This is a genomic window from Prevotella sp. P5-126 (genome assembly GCF_002251185.1).
In the GTDB taxonomy this organism is placed as follows: domain Bacteria; phylum Bacteroidota; class Bacteroidia; order Bacteroidales; family Bacteroidaceae; genus Prevotella.
The window spans coordinates 35,121-49,972 of the sequence record NZ_NPIZ01000067.1; the positions used below are offsets into that span (position 1 = coordinate 35,121).

General features: G+C 45.8%; 25 protein-coding genes and 1 pseudogene. 11 read left to right on the top strand and 15 right to left on the bottom strand.

All coding sequences use genetic code 11. The features are described 5' to 3' along the window. Positions 1-32: 32 nt before the first annotated feature. The 7 genes from trxA (at position 33) to CIK90_RS07395 (ending at position 2,452) form a co-directional block, all read left to right on the top strand. Positions 33-332, top strand: coding sequence for a thioredoxin (gene trxA, locus CIK90_RS07360; protein WP_005816294.1), 300 nt, complete (start codon positions 33-35; stop codon positions 330-332). A 10-nt stretch (positions 333-342) separates the two neighbouring features. Next, positions 343-918 carry a DUF6155 family protein gene (locus CIK90_RS07365; protein WP_007837469.1) on the top strand — a complete coding sequence of 192 codons (576 nt, stop codon included), beginning with the start codon at positions 343-345 and terminating at the stop codon, positions 916-918. A 14-nt stretch (positions 919-932) separates the two neighbouring features. After that, positions 933-1,178 (top strand): hypothetical protein, encoded by a 246-nt coding sequence (locus CIK90_RS07370; RefSeq protein WP_005816298.1) that lies wholly within the window; start codon positions 933-935, stop codon positions 1,176-1,178. Between the two features lie 183 nt (positions 1,179-1,361). Then, entirely contained in the window at positions 1,362-1,799 is a 438-nt protein-coding gene (locus CIK90_RS07380) for a DUF4186 domain-containing protein (protein ID WP_005816300.1), read from the top strand. Further along, complete coding sequence (locus tag CIK90_RS07385; protein WP_005816302.1) at positions 1,796-2,002, top strand: hypothetical protein; 207 nt, start codon at positions 1,796-1,798, stop codon at positions 2,000-2,002. Before CIK90_RS07380 ends, CIK90_RS07385 begins: the two co-directional genes overlap by 4 nt. 9 nt (positions 2,003-2,011) lie before the next feature. After that, positions 2,012-2,248, top strand: a complete 237-nt coding sequence (locus CIK90_RS07390; RefSeq protein WP_005816304.1) for a hypothetical protein — start codon at positions 2,012-2,014, stop codon at positions 2,246-2,248. A gap of 24 nt (positions 2,249-2,272) precedes the next feature. Next, positions 2,273-2,452, top strand: coding sequence for a transcriptional regulator (locus CIK90_RS07395; RefSeq protein ID WP_005816310.1), 180 nt, complete (start codon positions 2,273-2,275; stop codon positions 2,450-2,452). A 300-nt stretch (positions 2,453-2,752) separates the two neighbouring features. Here CIK90_RS07395 and CIK90_RS07400 read toward each other — a convergent pair whose 3' ends face one another. Both CIK90_RS07400 and CIK90_RS07405 read right to left on the bottom strand, forming a co-directional pair. After that, a complete protein-coding gene (locus CIK90_RS07400) occupies positions 2,753-3,244 on the bottom strand; it encodes an SLOG family protein (RefSeq protein ID WP_005816313.1) in 492 nt (163 codons plus the stop codon). 3 nt (positions 3,245-3,247) lie between these two features. Next, positions 3,248-3,814 carry a hypothetical protein gene (locus CIK90_RS07405; protein WP_005816315.1) on the bottom strand — a complete coding sequence of 189 codons (567 nt, stop codon included), beginning with the start codon at positions 3,812-3,814 and terminating at the stop codon, positions 3,248-3,250. Between CIK90_RS07405 and CIK90_RS07410 the strand changes: the two genes are divergently transcribed. Continuing rightward, a complete protein-coding gene (locus tag CIK90_RS07410) occupies positions 3,808-4,059 on the top strand; it encodes a hypothetical protein (RefSeq protein WP_225494525.1) in 252 nt (83 codons plus the stop codon). The genes CIK90_RS07405 and CIK90_RS07410 overlap by 7 nt on opposite strands. A gap of 306 nt (positions 4,060-4,365) precedes the next feature. Here the strand turns inward: CIK90_RS07410 and CIK90_RS07415 are convergent, their stop codons facing one another. The 6 genes from CIK90_RS07415 to CIK90_RS07440 form a co-directional block, all read right to left on the bottom strand. Next, positions 4,366-4,644 (bottom strand): plasmid partition protein ParG, encoded by a 279-nt coding sequence (locus CIK90_RS07415; RefSeq protein WP_005816317.1) that lies wholly within the window; start codon positions 4,642-4,644, stop codon positions 4,366-4,368. A 7-nt stretch (positions 4,645-4,651) separates the two neighbouring features. Further along, positions 4,652-5,407, bottom strand: coding sequence for a ParA family protein (locus CIK90_RS07420; RefSeq protein WP_005816319.1), 756 nt, complete (start codon positions 5,405-5,407; stop codon positions 4,652-4,654). 119 nt (positions 5,408-5,526) lie between these two features. After that, the gene (locus CIK90_RS07425) at positions 5,527-5,952 is read right to left on the bottom strand and encodes a single-stranded DNA-binding protein (RefSeq protein ID WP_005816321.1); all 426 of its coding nucleotides are present in this window, start codon (positions 5,950-5,952) and stop codon (positions 5,527-5,529) included. Between the two features lie 53 nt (positions 5,953-6,005). Then, a complete protein-coding gene (locus CIK90_RS07430; protein ID WP_007837478.1) occupies positions 6,006-6,362 on the bottom strand; it encodes a helix-turn-helix domain-containing protein in 357 nt (118 codons plus the stop codon). Between the two features lie 47 nt (positions 6,363-6,409). Next, positions 6,410-6,661 (bottom strand): hypothetical protein, encoded by a 252-nt coding sequence (locus CIK90_RS07435; protein WP_007837480.1) that lies wholly within the window; start codon positions 6,659-6,661, stop codon positions 6,410-6,412. Continuing rightward, a complete protein-coding gene (locus CIK90_RS07440; protein ID WP_005816324.1) occupies positions 6,649-7,203 on the bottom strand; it encodes a hypothetical protein in 555 nt (184 codons plus the stop codon). Before CIK90_RS07440 ends, CIK90_RS07435 begins: the two co-directional genes overlap by 13 nt. Positions 7,204-8,112: 909 nt before the next feature. Between CIK90_RS07440 and CIK90_RS07445 the strand changes: the two genes are divergently transcribed. Next, positions 8,113-8,400 carry a hypothetical protein gene (locus CIK90_RS07445; RefSeq protein WP_227224266.1) on the top strand — a complete coding sequence of 96 codons (288 nt, stop codon included), beginning with the start codon at positions 8,113-8,115 and terminating at the stop codon, positions 8,398-8,400. Between the two features lie 355 nt (positions 8,401-8,755). Here the strand turns inward: CIK90_RS07445 and CIK90_RS07450 are convergent, their stop codons facing one another. Further along, positions 8,756-9,142 (bottom strand): single-stranded DNA-binding protein, encoded by a 387-nt coding sequence (locus tag CIK90_RS07450; RefSeq protein WP_004319910.1) that lies wholly within the window; start codon positions 9,140-9,142, stop codon positions 8,756-8,758. Between the two features lie 418 nt (positions 9,143-9,560). Here CIK90_RS07450 and CIK90_RS14330 point away from each other — a divergent pair, with 418 nt between their 5' ends. Then, positions 9,561-9,707, top strand: coding sequence for a hypothetical protein (locus tag CIK90_RS14330; RefSeq protein ID WP_007837486.1), 147 nt, complete (start codon positions 9,561-9,563; stop codon positions 9,705-9,707). 264 nt (positions 9,708-9,971) lie between these two features. On the opposite strand, the gene CIK90_RS07465 is transcribed toward CIK90_RS14330, so the two are convergent. Both CIK90_RS07465 and CIK90_RS07470 read right to left on the bottom strand, forming a co-directional pair. After that, complete coding sequence (locus tag CIK90_RS07465; protein ID WP_004319908.1) at positions 9,972-10,154, bottom strand: hypothetical protein; 183 nt, start codon at positions 10,152-10,154, stop codon at positions 9,972-9,974. 15 nt (positions 10,155-10,169) lie between these two features. Then, a complete protein-coding gene (locus CIK90_RS07470) occupies positions 10,170-10,754 on the bottom strand; it encodes a hypothetical protein (protein WP_005816332.1) in 585 nt (194 codons plus the stop codon). 65 nt (positions 10,755-10,819) lie between these two features. Between CIK90_RS07470 and CIK90_RS07475 the strand changes: the two genes are divergently transcribed. Then, a complete protein-coding gene (locus tag CIK90_RS07475) occupies positions 10,820-11,032 on the top strand; it encodes a hypothetical protein (RefSeq protein WP_007837487.1) in 213 nt (70 codons plus the stop codon). Between the two features lie 825 nt (positions 11,033-11,857). Here CIK90_RS07475 and CIK90_RS07480 read toward each other — a convergent pair. The 4 genes and pseudogenes from CIK90_RS07480 to CIK90_RS07490 all read right to left on the bottom strand — a co-directional run bounded on the left by CIK90_RS07480 (position 11,858) and on the right by CIK90_RS07490 (position 14,849). Continuing rightward, positions 11,858-12,058, bottom strand: coding sequence for a Fic family protein (locus CIK90_RS07480; protein ID WP_094464737.1), 201 nt, complete (start codon positions 12,056-12,058; stop codon positions 11,858-11,860). Between the two features lie 131 nt (positions 12,059-12,189). Continuing rightward, positions 12,190-12,330 (bottom strand): annotated as a pseudogene (locus CIK90_RS14195) (cell filamentation protein Fic); the annotation flags it as partial. Positions 12,331-12,372: 42 nt separating this feature from the next. Then, positions 12,373-12,786: an 8-oxo-dGTP diphosphatase MutT gene (mutT, locus tag CIK90_RS07485; RefSeq protein WP_094464739.1), complete on the bottom strand. Its 414-nt coding sequence runs from the start codon at positions 12,784-12,786 to the stop codon at positions 12,373-12,375. Then, entirely contained in the window at positions 12,783-14,849 is a 2,067-nt protein-coding gene (locus CIK90_RS07490; protein WP_094464741.1) for a DUF2075 domain-containing protein, read from the bottom strand. The genes mutT and CIK90_RS07490 overlap by 4 nt, the downstream gene beginning before the upstream one ends. Between the last annotated feature and the right edge of the window lie 3 nt (positions 14,850-14,852).

Consider the following 14,852-nt stretch of genomic DNA (forward strand, 5'->3'; position numbering starts at 1 on the left):
AAGAAAATAGCATAATTTTACAGAAAATCGTAATGGAAACATTCAAAGACGTTATATCAAGTGACCAACTTGTCTTGGTCGATTTCTTCGCCACCTGGTGCCAGCCATGCAAGATGATGCACCCCATCCTTGAGCAGGTGAAGGAAGTGTTGGGTGACAGAATCCGCATCATCAAGGTAGATGTGGACAAGTATGGGGTGACTGCAAGTCAGTATGGCATACAGTCTGTGCCCACATTGATGCTGTTCAGACGCGGCGAAGTGTTGTGGAGGACGAGCGGTGTGATGCAGAAATCAGAGTTGCTGGCAACGATTGACCCGTTTTTAAGATAAAAGAGCAGAAATGTCAAAATCTAAATTAAAGTCTGTCCTCATGTCCATGGACAAGAGTGAAATAATAAAAATGGTATTGGAACTTTATTCTGCACGGAAAGAGGCAAAGGAATATCTTGACTTCTATGCAGAGCCGAATGAGGGCCAGAAGCTGGAAGAGTATAAGCACATCATACGGGAAGAGTTCTATCCGAGCAGAAACAGAGAGCCAAAGACACGCTTCTCAGTGTGCCGCAAGGCATTGTCCGACTTCAAGAAACTGAAGCCTTCGGAAGATTCAGTCGCAGAATTGATGGTGTTCTATATGGAGAATGCCTGTCAGTTCACTTATGACTATGGAGACATGTGGGAGCAATTCTATGATTCTGTTGAGAGTAATTTCGACAAGACATTGCGCCACATCGTGCTTTATGACCTTTGGGACAAGTATGATTCCCGAATCAAGCAATGCCTTCGTTGGGCAAGCCCTTGTGGATGGGGATTTCCTGACGCACTGAATGATATGTATGAGGAAATGAAGGCGCAAAATGAGGAACTCCGAAAGAAATACAGGAATTTCAAGATGCCCATCAACGCTGATTATTAAACGAATATACTCAAATGGGGAAACCAAAGAAAAAACATAAGAAAGCGAAACAACTGCCCTTAAGCAAAGAAGAGCAGATTTTTCAAGCGGCAAGAGACCTTGCAGCTGAAATTGGCATATCCTATTCTGAGGCATTAGGGTTTACTTTGGGCATAAAGGACGTAACGTATGGTTGGGAAGAAGACTATACGGAAGAAGAGTTTCAGGCACTGATTGACCACGCTGTGGGAGACACTGATTATGAGCACACCCTCTATTGAATCATCTACACGAGAGGAACGTTTGGATTACGTTCTGAATGAATGGAGATGTCTGCACAACTGTGAGCTGTGCGGTAAGTGCCATATTCTGAAAGGCAGAAGCGAAGAAATACTCTATGCAGACTATATAGACGGCAAGCGGTCATATATGGATATAACATTAGAAATCAGAAGCAACAGATAATGATGTCACAGAAATACATATATCCATCGTTGTTCCAAGAGGAAGAGCCGCAAGAAAGCGTTCCTGGTGATAAGAAAGAGTATGACCTGACGAATCTCTTTGAGAGATTGGCAAAGTCTGATTTTCGCAGCCGGTTCCATCTGTCCAAGCAAGACAGGGAGTATGTAATGGAAAAGGGATTGCCGACGATACGAAAACACGCAGAGGACTTTGTGGCAAAAAGACTTGCTCCGGCTGTCATACCGAACGACGGCAAGCAGACTCCCATGCGTGGGCATCCTGTTTTCCTGGCTCAACATGCCACTGGCTGTTGTTGCCGGGGATGCTTCTTCAAGTGGCATCACATCTCAGCAGGCAGGGCACTGACCAAGGAAGAACAGGAATATGCTGTTGCCGTATTGATGGCATGGATTGAAAAACAGATGAATAAAGGATGAAGATAGAAGAAGCCATAGTATATGTGATGGTAAAGCGAAATGGCGGCATGACAACCGACCAGATTGCCGATGCCATCAATCGTCATAGGCTGCACCTGAGAAAGGACGGTCAGCCTGTGACAAGCAAGCAGGTGTATGCAACAATCTGCCGTTTCCCTGAAATGTTCACAAAAGAAGCTGGCAGAATCATGTTAATGATATGACGTAACGATATGACAATAGATACAACCAACATGTGCTCACACCTTCAGAAGAAGTTGTTTGAACCAGAAGGTGTGTATTATCCTATATGGCAAGCCATGCAGGATGATGAGACCTTGACAGCAGTGGTACGAAGCAGACAGCTGCACATCTACAGAAACGGGAAGAAAATTCTCGTTCTGGCAGGTAAGGCACAACCGAAGATTATAAGGGAAGACAAAATACAAGAGTTAATAACAAGATTATAAACAAAACATCAAATCATCAAAACAATGGACGCAAAAGAAAAAGTATTGGCAACAATGAAAGAGGCTGGTCAGCCTCTCAACGCAGGTAAAATCGCAGAACTCAGCGGTCTCGACCGCAAAGAGGTAGATGCAGCCATGAAGCAGCTGAAAGCAGAGGGTGCAATCGTCTCTCCTGTGCGTTGCAAATGGGCACCTGCAGAGTAAGGTTTATACTGCTGTCTTGAAATATAGGCAGCAGTATCTTTATTTTTATCAAAATGTTAAGGTGAGGAATCTGAATATCCTTGCCTACGGACACAATTATCCGCTGCATCTTTTTGGGGTAAGGTGCAGACGTATGGCTGTCAGCGTATCTTGGTTTAAAGACGCTTAGCGGTCACGGCGGAAGTCGTTTCGTCTCTCTCCGCCGAACAAAGCTCTGAGCACATTGCCCAAAGCTCCGAACACGAAGTAGCAAACGATGATTGCAACAATATCGTCCATAAGCATTTTCTGTTTTATGGGTTATACACTATTATGAAGATTCACTATGTCCAATCCCTGCCTCTTGGCTTCTCTGACGGTGTAGAACGTGCCGCCCTTGGGATTGCCATCGAAGTAGGCTATGAGACGTGAACTGCGGTTGACCATATAGTCGTTGCGCCTCAGAAGGCAGCCATTGTAGTATTGCTCGCTCAATACGACCACGTCATCCACGATGCGCAGGATGGCATCATACTTGGCTTGCTCTTCCTTGCTCCACCGGTCAGACTGACCACGGAACGGCACAACGGCTATCACCTGCAAGTCCTTCAACTCGCATTGCAACGAAAGGGCGGCTTCTGCCGCCAGCAGGTCAAATCCCATTGCCATGCCACAATAGAAATACCGGTAGCCGTCGGCATACGCCTTGGCTATCTCCGATTTGAGACATTGCTTCAACTCCCTCCGCTTGGCGAAAGGTACGCTGCGGTGTCCGCTGAAGCATACGGACACTGCCTTGTCGTACTTTGTCATACTTTACCTTACTTTATAATGTGTGCGTGCGAGGAACATACCGCCAATAACACATGCCCCGAGCCTTTCGAGTTGGTTGGCATACTTGGCATAGCTGAGACCCTTGGTTATCACATCGTCAAAGACCAACACCATTTTGTTGTCGAAGAACGGCTCATCAAACTCAACGACATTCGCCTTGCGGACTTCATCCTCGTTCTTGCGGTTATCGTGGATGGTCTTACGCTCTCCGCATACCCTCACGTGCTCGTAGCCGTTTTCCGCTCCTGTCAATTCACACACCCTGTGGCAGAAAGCCTTGTAGCGGAGTTCGTTGCTCTCGCTTGTGGATGCTGGAACGGGGGCGAAGACGATGTTCACGCAACCCTTGCCGTAGAGTGTCAGCATATTCTCTGCGGTGCGCTGCGCCACTTCCTCGTAGGCTCTTCCGTCCTTGAAGTCAAACACTAATTGTCTGTCGGCAATCTCCTTCTCACCCACATTGCGGATGCGTGCGGGATAGTATTTGCAGAACCAAGTCTGAGGCTTGTCTAACTGCTTTTGGATTTGATAGTCATTCTTGTGTGCCATTGCTCTTATGTTTTTTCTTCCCTTATTTCGGAGGCTTTTCCTGCCTGCCCAAGGGATATTTTTTGCTTTCCAAGAGTGATGGCGATCAAAAAGCCAAATCGGGAGCGAAAAATACGCTCTGCACGCAGAGGAAGATTTTTCGGTCAAATGCAATGGACGATTTGGTGTTTGAACAATCGCCAGCATTACCTTTGCAAAACAATATCCGCAGCGGCAAGGCAGGCGAAAAGAAATCTGTTATGTAAAAGAGGAAACGGGCGGGATGGCGTGGGGCGAAGCTGTATATGGGGAAGGACGATAGTTGATATGAGGGAAAAAGAGAAAATCTTGTAATAGGGAACGACATTGCCTTTTATCAGCATGGAGACAGTCCTACAAGCAGAGAAAACTATTGCCCTAAAAATGAGTTGGATAGTATTTTCTAAAAGTAGTATCGACTACGAATAGTATAATAGTCGAATAGTTTTTACTACCATACTACGGATAGTAAAGTCTGTTTATAGAAGAGATAGCGGTATCATCGTCTGTTCGGCGATGATACCGCGCGGCACTCATGTGTCATGCCGCTTTAGGTATTCTGTCATTGCCTCATTGACAATATCACGCAAGGACATCCCTTTCTTGATGGCGAGGTACTTCATCCTCGTGTGGATGCTCTTGTTGATAAGGAAATTGCAATGCACCGGCACTTCGGTAGTCTCAGAAACAGACACAGGTGGTGCTGGTGTAGTTTCTGTGACTATCTGCTCCTTACTCGGCTTCTTTGTGGAAGAAAGGAGTCCGTTGAGACCGCCTTTCATTCCCTCTTTCAACATACTGCTCTTGCTCATGGCTATGCTATTTTAAGTTTAACACTTCTTTTGCCAAAGACATATAATCACTGGCACCATTGGATTTGGGATTATACTCAAAGATAGTCTTGCCGTTGATGGGTGCTTCTGCCAAAGCCACATTATCACGGATGACGGTCTTGAAAACCTTCTCGTGAAAACTGTCATTGACGATTTCCCTCACGCTTCGGTTCAACGTCTTGCGGCGATCGAACTGGGTGATGACGATGCCGCCCACTTTAAGGTTGGAGTTGAGCCGCTCCTGAACGATGCGGATGATGTCCATCAACTTTGCCATACCTCTCATGGCAAGGTATTGCGCTTGAACAGGGATGATGATGTAGTCGGCTGCGGTGAGGGCATTCAAGGTCAGCAAGCCCAATGACGGTGGACAGTCGATGATGATGTAGTCGAAATGCTCTTTGGCGATGGCTTTGGTGATAAGTCCCTTCAAGATAAGCTCCCGTCCCGGCTCGCTGATAAGCTCTAACTCAGCCGCAGACAGGTCAAGGCATGAGGGTGAGACGGTGATGCCGTTGTGCAACTTGACCAACGGCAAGGTGTACTGTCCACACATTGCGCCATAGACTGTCTGTTCTTCCTCGATGGACAATCCCAAGGCTTCCGTGAGGTTGGCTTGTCCATCCATGTCAATAGCCAAGACGTTCTTCTTACTCAGTTGCAGAGCTGCCGCAAGGCTTACTGCGGTCGTACTTTTCCCTACACCACCCTTGTGATTTAATACTGCAATTATCTGTGTCATAACATGATACTACTATTAGTGAATACTACTTTACTATTCTACTACTGATAGTACATACTAACCATAGTAAAAGCGGATTTACTACGATTAGTACGTACTACTCTCAGTTGATACTACCCTCAGAAGGGAAGGTCTTCGCTCTTGTCCTGCGGTGCATCGGCTGGCGGTACGGGAGCCTCGCCCTCTGCCTTGGCTGCCTTGCGTGCCTTTGTTGCAGGTGTGTCGGTTGCATCCTTCTTCCCTGCATTGACAAAGGCGATGGAGTCAGCTATGATGCTATGCTGTATGTGGTTCTCTCCGTTGCGGTCTGTCCAAATGGAAGAAGTCAGTGTGCCTTCCACAAGCACCATACGACCCTTGGTGAGGTATTCAGCCAAACGGATATGGTTCTCCTTGCTGCTCTTCACCCTTACCCAAGTGGTGATTTGCTTGCCCTTACTGTAGTCGTCCACTGCGATGTCAACAGCCATGAATGTTCCGTGTGTACCTGTGATGACGCGGCAATCCTTTGCTCCGATGCGTCCGATAGTGTGAGTGTAAATCATAATGTGAAAATGTTATAGTGGCAAGTTGGTTAGACTTGCCGTTACCTTGTTATTTAAATGACTTTTCTTGTTGATTGAACATAAGCTATTGCTTCATTCATAATTTCTGCTCGTGACCTACTCTTGTTATCTTGCATCCACTCATCAATTTCAGATTTGAGGAACATGATACGTTTCCCCTTCTTATGGAATGGTATTTGTTTATTGCTTGTCCAACAATAGATTGTGTGTTCAACTGGATGGGTAGGGAGATACTCACTCAATTCGGAAACACTAAGCCATTCCAATCCCTTATCGGGCTGAATTTGAGTCATTAGTGTGGAAAACTTTTCTTCTAAAATCTCCAGCTTGTTTATTACTAATGACAATGCTGATGGCAAGTCATTAAAACTCAATATTTGCTTTTCCATATCAATATATGTGTGGCAAGTTGGTTAGGCTTGCCGTTACCTTGTTATTAATATCCTTTCTTCGTCTGCCTTGTATTGGCGACAAAAGACTTGTTGCTGCCTGTGAGACTGATAGAGCCGCAATTAACAAACTCTCCGTCGGAATAGACTCTGTACTTCTGTCCGCTTACCTCATGCTTCTGTTTGATGCGCTCTCGCATCCACTTCTTGGCTGCGGTCAATGAGCAAAAGGTCTCGCTCTCCTTGGTCGTCTCGTCATATACGATGCACTGGGTCATACATGCTCCTACTTCATCCATGCACCTATACTCGACGTGACATAGTCCAACTGACCGCCAAATATGTCGCTTGGCTCTATGTCGTATTGTCCATCCCTCACTTCCTTGTCCTCTCCAAGAAGCGACAAGTTTCCGTCGGCATCCAAACGTGCTGCGTCTATGACGATGTCACGAGGCTCGTCAAAGAGATAACCTGCCACGATGGGCTGCTCTCCCTCGAAATGCACCTCAAAGCCTCCGTCCACCTCCGTGCCGTACTTGCGAAGAGCCGCTTTCAGCTCGTCCTGCTCCCGGTGCTGCAATGCCTGGAGTTGTCCGTGGATAGTGAGGTCTTGCAGTTCTGCCTCTCGTTTGGTGTGGGTTGCCTCGCCGGTCTTGCAGTCGATGTCATACTTGTGGTAAACCACTGGGATATGGTCTGCCGATGTGACAAGCCATGTGATGTTGTTCACTGAGAAGCCCTGTCTGGTGAGGAACTCCTCGATGTCTGAGCCGAGAAGGTGGTCGGCTACGTCAAGATACTCGATGCGTGCGTCAGCATCATGCAGGATGATAATCTTCATTGCCTTTCTATTTTTAGTGATACAAATAAGTTTGTCGCCCATGTCGCTGGACTTGTTTAACTACGTTGAAGAAACTTACGCTCAGCATAGTGAATAAATTCCCTCTGCGTTCGCTTAACCGTTTCTTTCTCTTCCCTCCTTTCGAGACCTTTCAGCCTGTGGAGGGATATTTTCTGCTCCCACAAGCCGCAAGAAAAGACATAAAGACAAATTATGTGTGAAGAATACTCTTTTCCGAGGAAAAGGAAGATTGTTCACAGTCACAAGACCTCAAGCAGAATTTGACGATTGTCTCAGACGCGGCTAACTTTGCAGGAAATATGCCTACCACTGCGCTGATTGGAAGAAGATTATTGATATTGGCTGCAAGAGGAATGATGTGTTATATATAAAGAGGTAAGAAGAAAGATTGAAACAGTAAGGGTGGGCAGTGAAGTGTTTGCAGGTCTGCTGTACCGACATAAAGCGAGTGTGTTGGCTGACCGGGATGCAAGTCATCAAAGCTTCAGCCTTGATAGCTTGTAGCACGGACAGACAATTCTCTCGCGTCGGTACTTCGGCATACTGTCAGCTTTGGCTAATAGCAACGTGTTGCCATCAGCCAAGGATGTCTGTATGACGACAGACCATGTAACGCTTCGCAAAGGCGTGGGGCAAAGCAGTATAATTTAGAAGTAGATAGTAACGTATATCAGGCAAGAAGAGACAGTTGCGCAACGGACAAATCGGGCACTCCTGTCAGCATGACAAATGTGCCTTGTCCTTGCCGCAGGACACTGAGGCAGATTGGACGTAGCAGACATGTCTGCCACATTCAATATGCCTGAGTGGACAAGAACTGCCTCTTGTATAGCAGAAGAGAAATTGTAAAACAGTTGATTAGTGGTAAAGGTGGTATGGGTGGGCAGAATGGCATTACACGGACATTGCCGAAGCCCGATAATGGGACAGCCAGACAGCAATAAAGGCAGTTATCAGAAGTGTCAGTTTCTGATAGTGACATTGTTGGCTGCCTGTCACATGGGATTCGTGCGGTGTCCGTACAGTAATGCCGTTCTGAAGGTGTGGGGCGAAGCGATACAACGCACTTGGACGAAACCACCGCTTATAACAGAAAATATTTTGCAGTCAAAGAGAAGAAGAATAGTAAAGCAGGTGTGGGTGGGTAGTGAAGCTGTCGCAAGATTGACGGTCTGAATATCAAGGCGAGTGGATAGCCAGTAAAGGACACAATTATCAGAAGCCTCGGCTTCGGCATCTTGTGGCATAGATGGCAGTCCTCTCGCGTTCAGACCTTGGCATACTGTCTTTCTTGGCTAATAGCGACTTTGTCGCCATCAGCCGGGAATATCTGTATGCCAACCATCTTGGTGACGTTTCGCAAATGGTGAGGGACGAAGTGGTTAGAATAAAGGAAGACGGCGTTGCCGTTATGGTTAATAAATGCACATGGTTGTTATTAGAGAAGATTATCACACGCTATAACAGCAGATTGATGTCCCTGAGCAAAACAAAAGCGACCCGAAGGTCGCCTTGTTATGGAGAGGAAAGGCTATTTCTTGCCTTTCTTGGTTGCTGGCTTGGCCGGCTCTTCCGCAGGAGTCTCCTCCTTGTCGGGACACTCGTAGAACTTGGTTGCAACCATGATGATTCTGGAGTGCTTCACGCCATCCTTGTCTGTCCACTCCTCTGGCTTGAAGAAACCCTCGACGGTGAGCAACGTGCCCTTGGTGAGCTTGTCGAATGATTCGGTGTGCTCGTTCTTGCGCCATGCCTCCATATTCATGAAAGCCGATACGCGGTTGGTTTCCTCGCCGTTCTTCTCCTGACGGCCTACTGCCAATGAGAAGCGTGCTACGCTGGCGTTTGCGAACTGACGGATTTCTGCATCCTTACCTACGAAACCTGAAACTGTGAAGTTGTTCTCGATCTTTTTCATTTTGAATTGAATTTAAAAGTGAAACTTAATTTTTACATGCATTCAAAAGCAGGGATGTGGCACCATGTGGGAAGCACCATGAAAATCGTTCGCAATACTCTTTTTGTCGTTGGCGGTAAGGGAGAAAAAGGAAGATTACGCACTATTTTATTGGTCACAGCGATAGCGGCCACACAAGAAGGAGGAAGTCCTTCGCAGCATCACGCTACCTTTGCATGGTAAAAATAAGTGGCTTTCAAATAGCTCAATTCAGAAAAAGACGGGGCCAAACAATGGAACAAAGGTTGTAAGCAAGGAGGCAATCCGTATGCAACAGACAGGGGCACTGCTATGGCTGTATGCCTGGAGAAACGAAGCGGGAAATCCGACCTTACAGCTGTATCATCAGAAGAGTGAGGAGCATGAACACTGATGCACGATGAACGACAAGCCTAAGGGTCAGCTTAGCAATAGAGGCATCAAGCCAAAAGAGGACAGACATCAGAGGATTGGCGATAGCACTGTCATCATGCTAAGACCAAGTTCTGTGTCCGACAAGGAAGAGTCGCAAAAGACAGACGAGTAAAACCAAAAGGCGAAATGACCATTCCTATAACAAGGTACAGAGACGCTTAAAACGGCGAAGGGACTTTGGCGACGTATCGCTATACAGGTGTCGAAGCATCGCTTCTATAACAGGACTGGAGCAAGTGAGCAAACCGCACAACTTGCTCCCAAGGTATTTCAGTTACAACAGCCATAACCTCATTGGAGGATTGTCCTAAAAGAGTTTTTGCAGTCAAAGGAAGAAAGAGTCTGCAAGCCACATAGCCAACAGACTCTCTCCTGATTATTCACAGATGACAACATCATCCTTGTACTCCGTCACTTCCTTGCCGTTGATGAGCTGGACAATGACCTCACAACCCAAGTCCTCGACAATCGTTCCCTCTGTCTGACCTCTTCGGGGATAAAGCAAGGTGCAGAAACACCCTACAACGCCGTCCAACTGCTCCATGTCTATCGTTGCCATATCCGTTCCTCCTTGTTAGCCGAATGTGATTGGATTGATGCAGAAATTCGTGTCCTCTGCCTCATACTCGTATTCATTGATGAAGTCAATCATCTTCTGTTCGCTTCTTCCGTCCTGTGAGACACCAGTCTTCTCACACCACAACTTGATAGCATCACCAAAGGTGGAGTAAGCACCCTCACAATCCTCAAAGAGTTCTCCGTATGCAGTGACGTAGCACTCTTCGGGGAAGAAGTCGTTCTCATCGTGCGTATAGAAGATGTCGCAACCTGGCTCAACCTCTCGCCAACTGATTGAAAGTTCATCGCCAAGTGCCTTGTTCACCTCCTCAAAGAACAAGTCGCATGAAGACCAAGCACTTTCGGTGTCAAAGGACAAGAGGGCATAATCGTCTTCCACGTTCTCCTCATACTCTGCCCAATAGATGTGTCCTCTCACCGAGATGCCTTTCTTCTCGTAGTCAATGCCATAGTGTTCTGCCAAGAGATACAGATACACATTATTACTGTTCACCTCCAACTCTTGGAGTGTGTTCCAAAGGTCTGCCACGGCTTTGCGTGAGCCTGTCACCTTGTACTGAGTGTCGCAAATGTTAGCCATAAGATAAAATTTTTATTTTCTTCCCTTATGTAGAACCAACTACCATCGGGATTGATTAAAGAATTATGTTGCCCCAAAAGGTGTTATGGCTCATCAATGCAAGGTTTTGCCGTCAAATACTACCTCTGCCACAATCAGAGCGTGGAGATTTCACGGACAAACCACAGGCACCGACCTTGCAGGATGAACGCCATGACAGGTACCTTTGCAACACAATTCTTATCAAAGCCCGATGGGGTGGTACATGGCAGACTGCATGGTACAGCAGTGTGAAGTGACGTTATAGGTGGAGATAAGGCTATAAGAGGTTTTTGCAGTCAAAGGAGAAAAGAGTCCACAAAGTGCAGTATCTACAGGACAAAAACACTTTAGTTTACCTTGGTTAGCTCTTATATATATGCTAACCTAAAGTAAACTGTATATATGTCCGTCTAAAACCCGAAAACCGTACGGGTCAGCTTACGTCAGAAACAGAAGTATAGAACCATAGAAGTGGTTCAAGAAGTCTTTCTTCCTTTGACTGCAAAATATTATCTTTGCACGAATCATAATTGCCCTGTAGGATTTAATATAATTTAACACTCTTTGTTGAATGCAAGGAAGAACAGCTTCAATATGCTGAATATCAGTAGTATAACATTGTGTTAACCCTTAATCTGTAGAAAAGGATGTTATCATACAAAGTAATGTCCATTTGTACTTTTTCTATATGGTTTTATACTTACATTTGCATATCATTTGTATCTTGATAACAGTAACTAACTGATTATCAATATACTTTATATTTGAGGAGGTCAAATGAGACCGATAGGTAAAGACATAACAAAACACTATCAAATAGCGTGTAGCTCAATGAATTACACGCTATTTGCATTTTATAGGCTCATGTTTGTTATGTGCTTATTATTCCTTTTTTACGGCTTTTTTGTTATATGTGTGTAGCACGACAAAAACGTAGGAAAAGCCAGACTAAAACCTACTTATTCCTATTAATCCGTACTTAATAGTCGGTGACGTACAGGATACGAAAATGGGCGTTTGAGGGCTGTTTCAATTTGTTACATGTCACATATTAACTCATAAAAAACAAAAAGATGCCATAATTAGGACTTGAAATCAAAAGAAAGTGCGGAATCTGCGGAAAGATGTTTATCATCAAGACGCTCGATAGCCTTTATTGTTGCAAGATTGGCAGGATACTTCATACACATAAATCCTTCTCTTATTGCTGGTGTGAGAGAGTAATCCATAAAGTTCGGACGGTTCTTCAAACCTATGGCTTCCATCATACTCTTCACACTCATTTATTCTTTACCGATTGCCAATACCAAACGTGTTACATTCTCAGAAGACGGTTGTATGTCGATTGAACTTGTACGGGTACTTGTATGGGTGTTGTTCTCGTCATCCTTATACCCAATCAGCATATATCGTTCTTCAGAAAGTCAGACACACGAAGCCCATCTACGTCTTGAAGTCCTATTGCAGTACGCCGAGCCGAAACCCGCTCACGTTTATGTGGCTCTGCCACACGTTCGTAAGCCTCAAAGTCAAAATATTTCTGCTTTTCGCTCATATCTCGTCTTACTTTATTCTTATAACGTTTCCGATTTCTGCTCTATTGCTCAGTTCCGTATCTTTTCTCTTCCTTCAGACATCTTAAATGTGATATCAACTCCGCATCTGCAGGCAGCCACTTTACACTATTCAACTCATCCTTAGTGAGCCATCTTGCTGCCTCATGCTCATTCAGATGCAGAGAATCTGTCATCAGTGAACAAAGATAGCAATGCATGGTAAGATGAAACTGCGGATAGTCATACTCTACAGTACAAAGGAACTCATCCACGCTGATCTCTGCAGATAGTTCCTCGTGAATCTCCCGCTTCAGAGCTTCCTCTGGTGTTTCTCCAGCCTCCAGCTTCCCGCCAGGAAACTCCCACCAGTCCTTCCATTCGCCATATCCTCGCTGTGTGGCGAATATCTTATCATCTTTGCGAATAATCGCAGCTACGACTTCTATCTGTTTCATAGCTCCTTAATCCCAATTGACTTCAAGTAATTATATATTCCATCGTACCACTCAGGTTTGCGTGTCTCGTCTGGCGGAATGCCATCGTCCCCATTAGGAACGACAATTATCATACCTTGACGGGCCCTGGTCAGTAATACTCGGTATGCGTTTATCTGATATTCCTTGTTGATACCCTTATTGATTCTCTGCCACTTGGTACCACTCCGTAGTTGGAAATGCTGCCACGACGACCAGTCTTCCTTCAGTCGCAGGTCAGCATCCCACGTCACACAAGCCCAGTCGATCTCAAGCCCCTGCACTTTGAATTCTGTCAATGTATCTTCTAGACAGTTACTGCTTCTGATATCCTTGTCATCTTCCAGGAACCAATGAACAAAGTTGGGCTGATAACGCACATTGATGCCAATAGCCTTTAGTCGCTCGGCCTTGCTGCTAGCCAACAGTCCCATCCTCTCACTTCCTCTTGCATGATCGCGAAGCCATTGCTTTGCAGCATCAAGATTGCGTGTCAGGAAGATAGGATATTTTTCCAGTTCTTTCAATGTGGTCGCAGCCTCATCTTTCTGAAGTGCCAACAACTGATTGACAAAGATGCTCACCTTCTCAGACCGGAACGACCGCATCGACATTTTCAGGTGCAGGTCCTCCTTCGGAATAAGCTGCTTGCTAATCAACGACAACTCTTCCGCAGATATATCCTTCGATTCAATCAGATAGTCCGACATATAGACATCCCACCCGGTATAACTCCTGTGAACAGACTCTATCCATTCCGTCAATCCAGCTTCACCCTTGTTGATGGCCTGTCCATTACCAACCAGACACACCACAAGTCCCCAGTCCGTCTGTCTGTCCATACACGAAATCAGATATTCTGGCTCCGAATATGGGAAATTGCGAATGCCCTTCTTCTCGCGCATAAACCGCTGCAACTCTTCCTTCGTCCAGGCCCGTTGCGCCTCGTCAAATATGGCAACATGTTCCACGGGAATATAAGCCTTATCCGTATGACTTTGGAAATATCCTTCTATGGGCACTATCTTTTTTCCTTTCACCTCAGTCCCTTCCAGATATAAGTCACGGTAATGATGAATCATCTGGATGAAGGCCTTCACTTTACTCTTTGCCTCCGCTTTGGTGCATGCCTTGCGCCCTTCATCCTTAGCACGTTTCTTGTCCCGACGCACATAGTCGCGAGTCAACGCTTCCTGTAACACTTCTACCAAAGGGAAGTTGCCAGATAGATACACAGCCTTCTCGCCACGATTGAATTGGTCTATCGCCGTATTGAGACCTATCAGCGTCTTGCCTGCTCCAGGAACACCCGTTATAAAGCAGATAGCTTTCCTGTTGTTTGTCCTACAATGGTCTATAATCTTGCAGAGCTCAACTGATGCCTTGTCGATATCCCCACCATGCTTCGTGATGTCCTCAACCGTATTCTCCTCATAGAGCGCAATGGCTGCTTCAATAATTGTAGGCGTAGGCGAATAACCACTTTTGGCCCATTGGTCATCGGTTTGCGAAGGAATCACATCATAGTGAACGGCGCTAATAACCATTTCGATAGCCTCTGCCAGCCGCTTTGTATTCACCTGCAGCGGCTCATACACATAGTCCCCCAAATGCTTCAAATCTGTTTTGCAACGAGTACCTTTTTCCGAAGGAACCACCAGAATCGGAAGCAATATCCTCTCCAAACTACCTTCCTGAAAATTCTTCAAGTCAATAGCATAGTCCCACACTTGCACAAGCGCCTCACGCGAGAACTTCCGTTCAGCAGTCTTATACTCCAGCACAAAAATGATACCATCGATAACGGCTATCACATCTACGCGCCTACCCATTCGGGGGATGTTGTACTCGAAGTACACACTTCCCCTTCCTTCATACGGTGCCAGTACTTCGCGCATCGTCTCAATCTCCTCCACCCACGACTTCGATGTCTCGTCGTTAATGTCGTGCTGCGAAGCCAGAGTCAATTTTCCCACTATCTCGTTAGTGTTACGAGACAGAAAGTCAGTAATGGAGTCAGAGTAATAATATCTTTGTGCTGCCATAGT

What these genes read in the sequence shown, in the direction of transcription:
- trxA (WP_005816294.1), top strand. Translation starts at nt 33, where the DNA reads ATGGAAACATTCAAAGACGTTATATCAAGTGACCAACTTGTCTTGGTC.
- CIK90_RS07365 (WP_007837469.1), top strand. Translation starts at nt 343, where the DNA reads ATGTCAAAATCTAAATTAAAGTCTGTCCTCATGTCCATGGACAAGAGT.
- CIK90_RS07370 (WP_005816298.1), top strand. Translation starts at nt 933, where the DNA reads ATGGGGAAACCAAAGAAAAAACATAAGAAAGCGAAACAACTGCCCTTA.
- CIK90_RS07380 (WP_005816300.1), top strand. Translation starts at nt 1,362, where the DNA reads ATGATGTCACAGAAATACATATATCCATCGTTGTTCCAAGAGGAAGAG.
- CIK90_RS07385 (WP_005816302.1), top strand. Translation starts at nt 1,796, where the DNA reads ATGAAGATAGAAGAAGCCATAGTATATGTGATGGTAAAGCGAAATGGC.
- CIK90_RS07390 (WP_005816304.1), top strand. Translation starts at nt 2,012, where the DNA reads ATGACAATAGATACAACCAACATGTGCTCACACCTTCAGAAGAAGTTG.
- CIK90_RS07395 (WP_005816310.1), top strand. Translation starts at nt 2,273, where the DNA reads ATGGACGCAAAAGAAAAAGTATTGGCAACAATGAAAGAGGCTGGTCAG.
- CIK90_RS07400 (WP_005816313.1), bottom strand. Translation starts at nt 3,244, where the DNA reads ATGACAAAGTACGACAAGGCAGTGTCCGTATGCTTCAGCGGACACCGC.
- CIK90_RS07405 (WP_005816315.1), bottom strand. Translation starts at nt 3,814, where the DNA reads ATGGCACACAAGAATGACTATCAAATCCAAAAGCAGTTAGACAAGCCT.
- CIK90_RS07415 (WP_005816317.1), bottom strand. Translation starts at nt 4,644, where the DNA reads ATGAGCAAGAGCAGTATGTTGAAAGAGGGAATGAAAGGCGGTCTCAAC.
- CIK90_RS07420 (WP_005816319.1), bottom strand. Translation starts at nt 5,407, where the DNA reads ATGACACAGATAATTGCAGTATTAAATCACAAGGGTGGTGTAGGGAAA.
- CIK90_RS07425 (WP_005816321.1), bottom strand. Translation starts at nt 5,952, where the DNA reads ATGATTTACACTCACACTATCGGACGCATCGGAGCAAAGGATTGCCGC.
- CIK90_RS07430 (WP_007837478.1), bottom strand. Translation starts at nt 6,362, where the DNA reads ATGGAAAAGCAAATATTGAGTTTTAATGACTTGCCATCAGCATTGTCA.
- CIK90_RS07435 (WP_007837480.1), bottom strand. Translation starts at nt 6,661, where the DNA reads ATGGATGAAGTAGGAGCATGTATGACCCAGTGCATCGTATATGACGAG.
- CIK90_RS07440 (WP_005816324.1), bottom strand. Translation starts at nt 7,203, where the DNA reads ATGAAGATTATCATCCTGCATGATGCTGACGCACGCATCGAGTATCTT.
- CIK90_RS07445 (WP_227224266.1), top strand. Translation starts at nt 8,113, where the DNA reads ATGGCATTACACGGACATTGCCGAAGCCCGATAATGGGACAGCCAGAC.
- CIK90_RS07450 (WP_004319910.1), bottom strand. Translation starts at nt 9,142, where the DNA reads ATGAAAAAGATCGAGAACAACTTCACAGTTTCAGGTTTCGTAGGTAAG.
- CIK90_RS14330 (WP_007837486.1), top strand. Translation starts at nt 9,561, where the DNA reads ATGAACGACAAGCCTAAGGGTCAGCTTAGCAATAGAGGCATCAAGCCA.
- CIK90_RS07465 (WP_004319908.1), bottom strand. Translation starts at nt 10,154, where the DNA reads ATGGCAACGATAGACATGGAGCAGTTGGACGGCGTTGTAGGGTGTTTC.
- CIK90_RS07470 (WP_005816332.1), bottom strand. Translation starts at nt 10,754, where the DNA reads ATGGCTAACATTTGCGACACTCAGTACAAGGTGACAGGCTCACGCAAA.
- CIK90_RS07475 (WP_007837487.1), top strand. Translation starts at nt 10,820, where the DNA reads ATGTTGCCCCAAAAGGTGTTATGGCTCATCAATGCAAGGTTTTGCCGT.
- CIK90_RS07480 (WP_094464737.1), bottom strand. Translation starts at nt 12,058, where the DNA reads ATGAGTGTGAAGAGTATGATGGAAGCCATAGGTTTGAAGAACCGTCCG.
- mutT (WP_094464739.1), bottom strand. Translation starts at nt 12,786, where the DNA reads ATGAAACAGATAGAAGTCGTAGCTGCGATTATTCGCAAAGATGATAAG.
- CIK90_RS07490 (WP_094464741.1), bottom strand. Translation starts at nt 14,849, where the DNA reads ATGGCAGCACAAAGATATTATTACTCTGACTCCATTACTGACTTTCTG.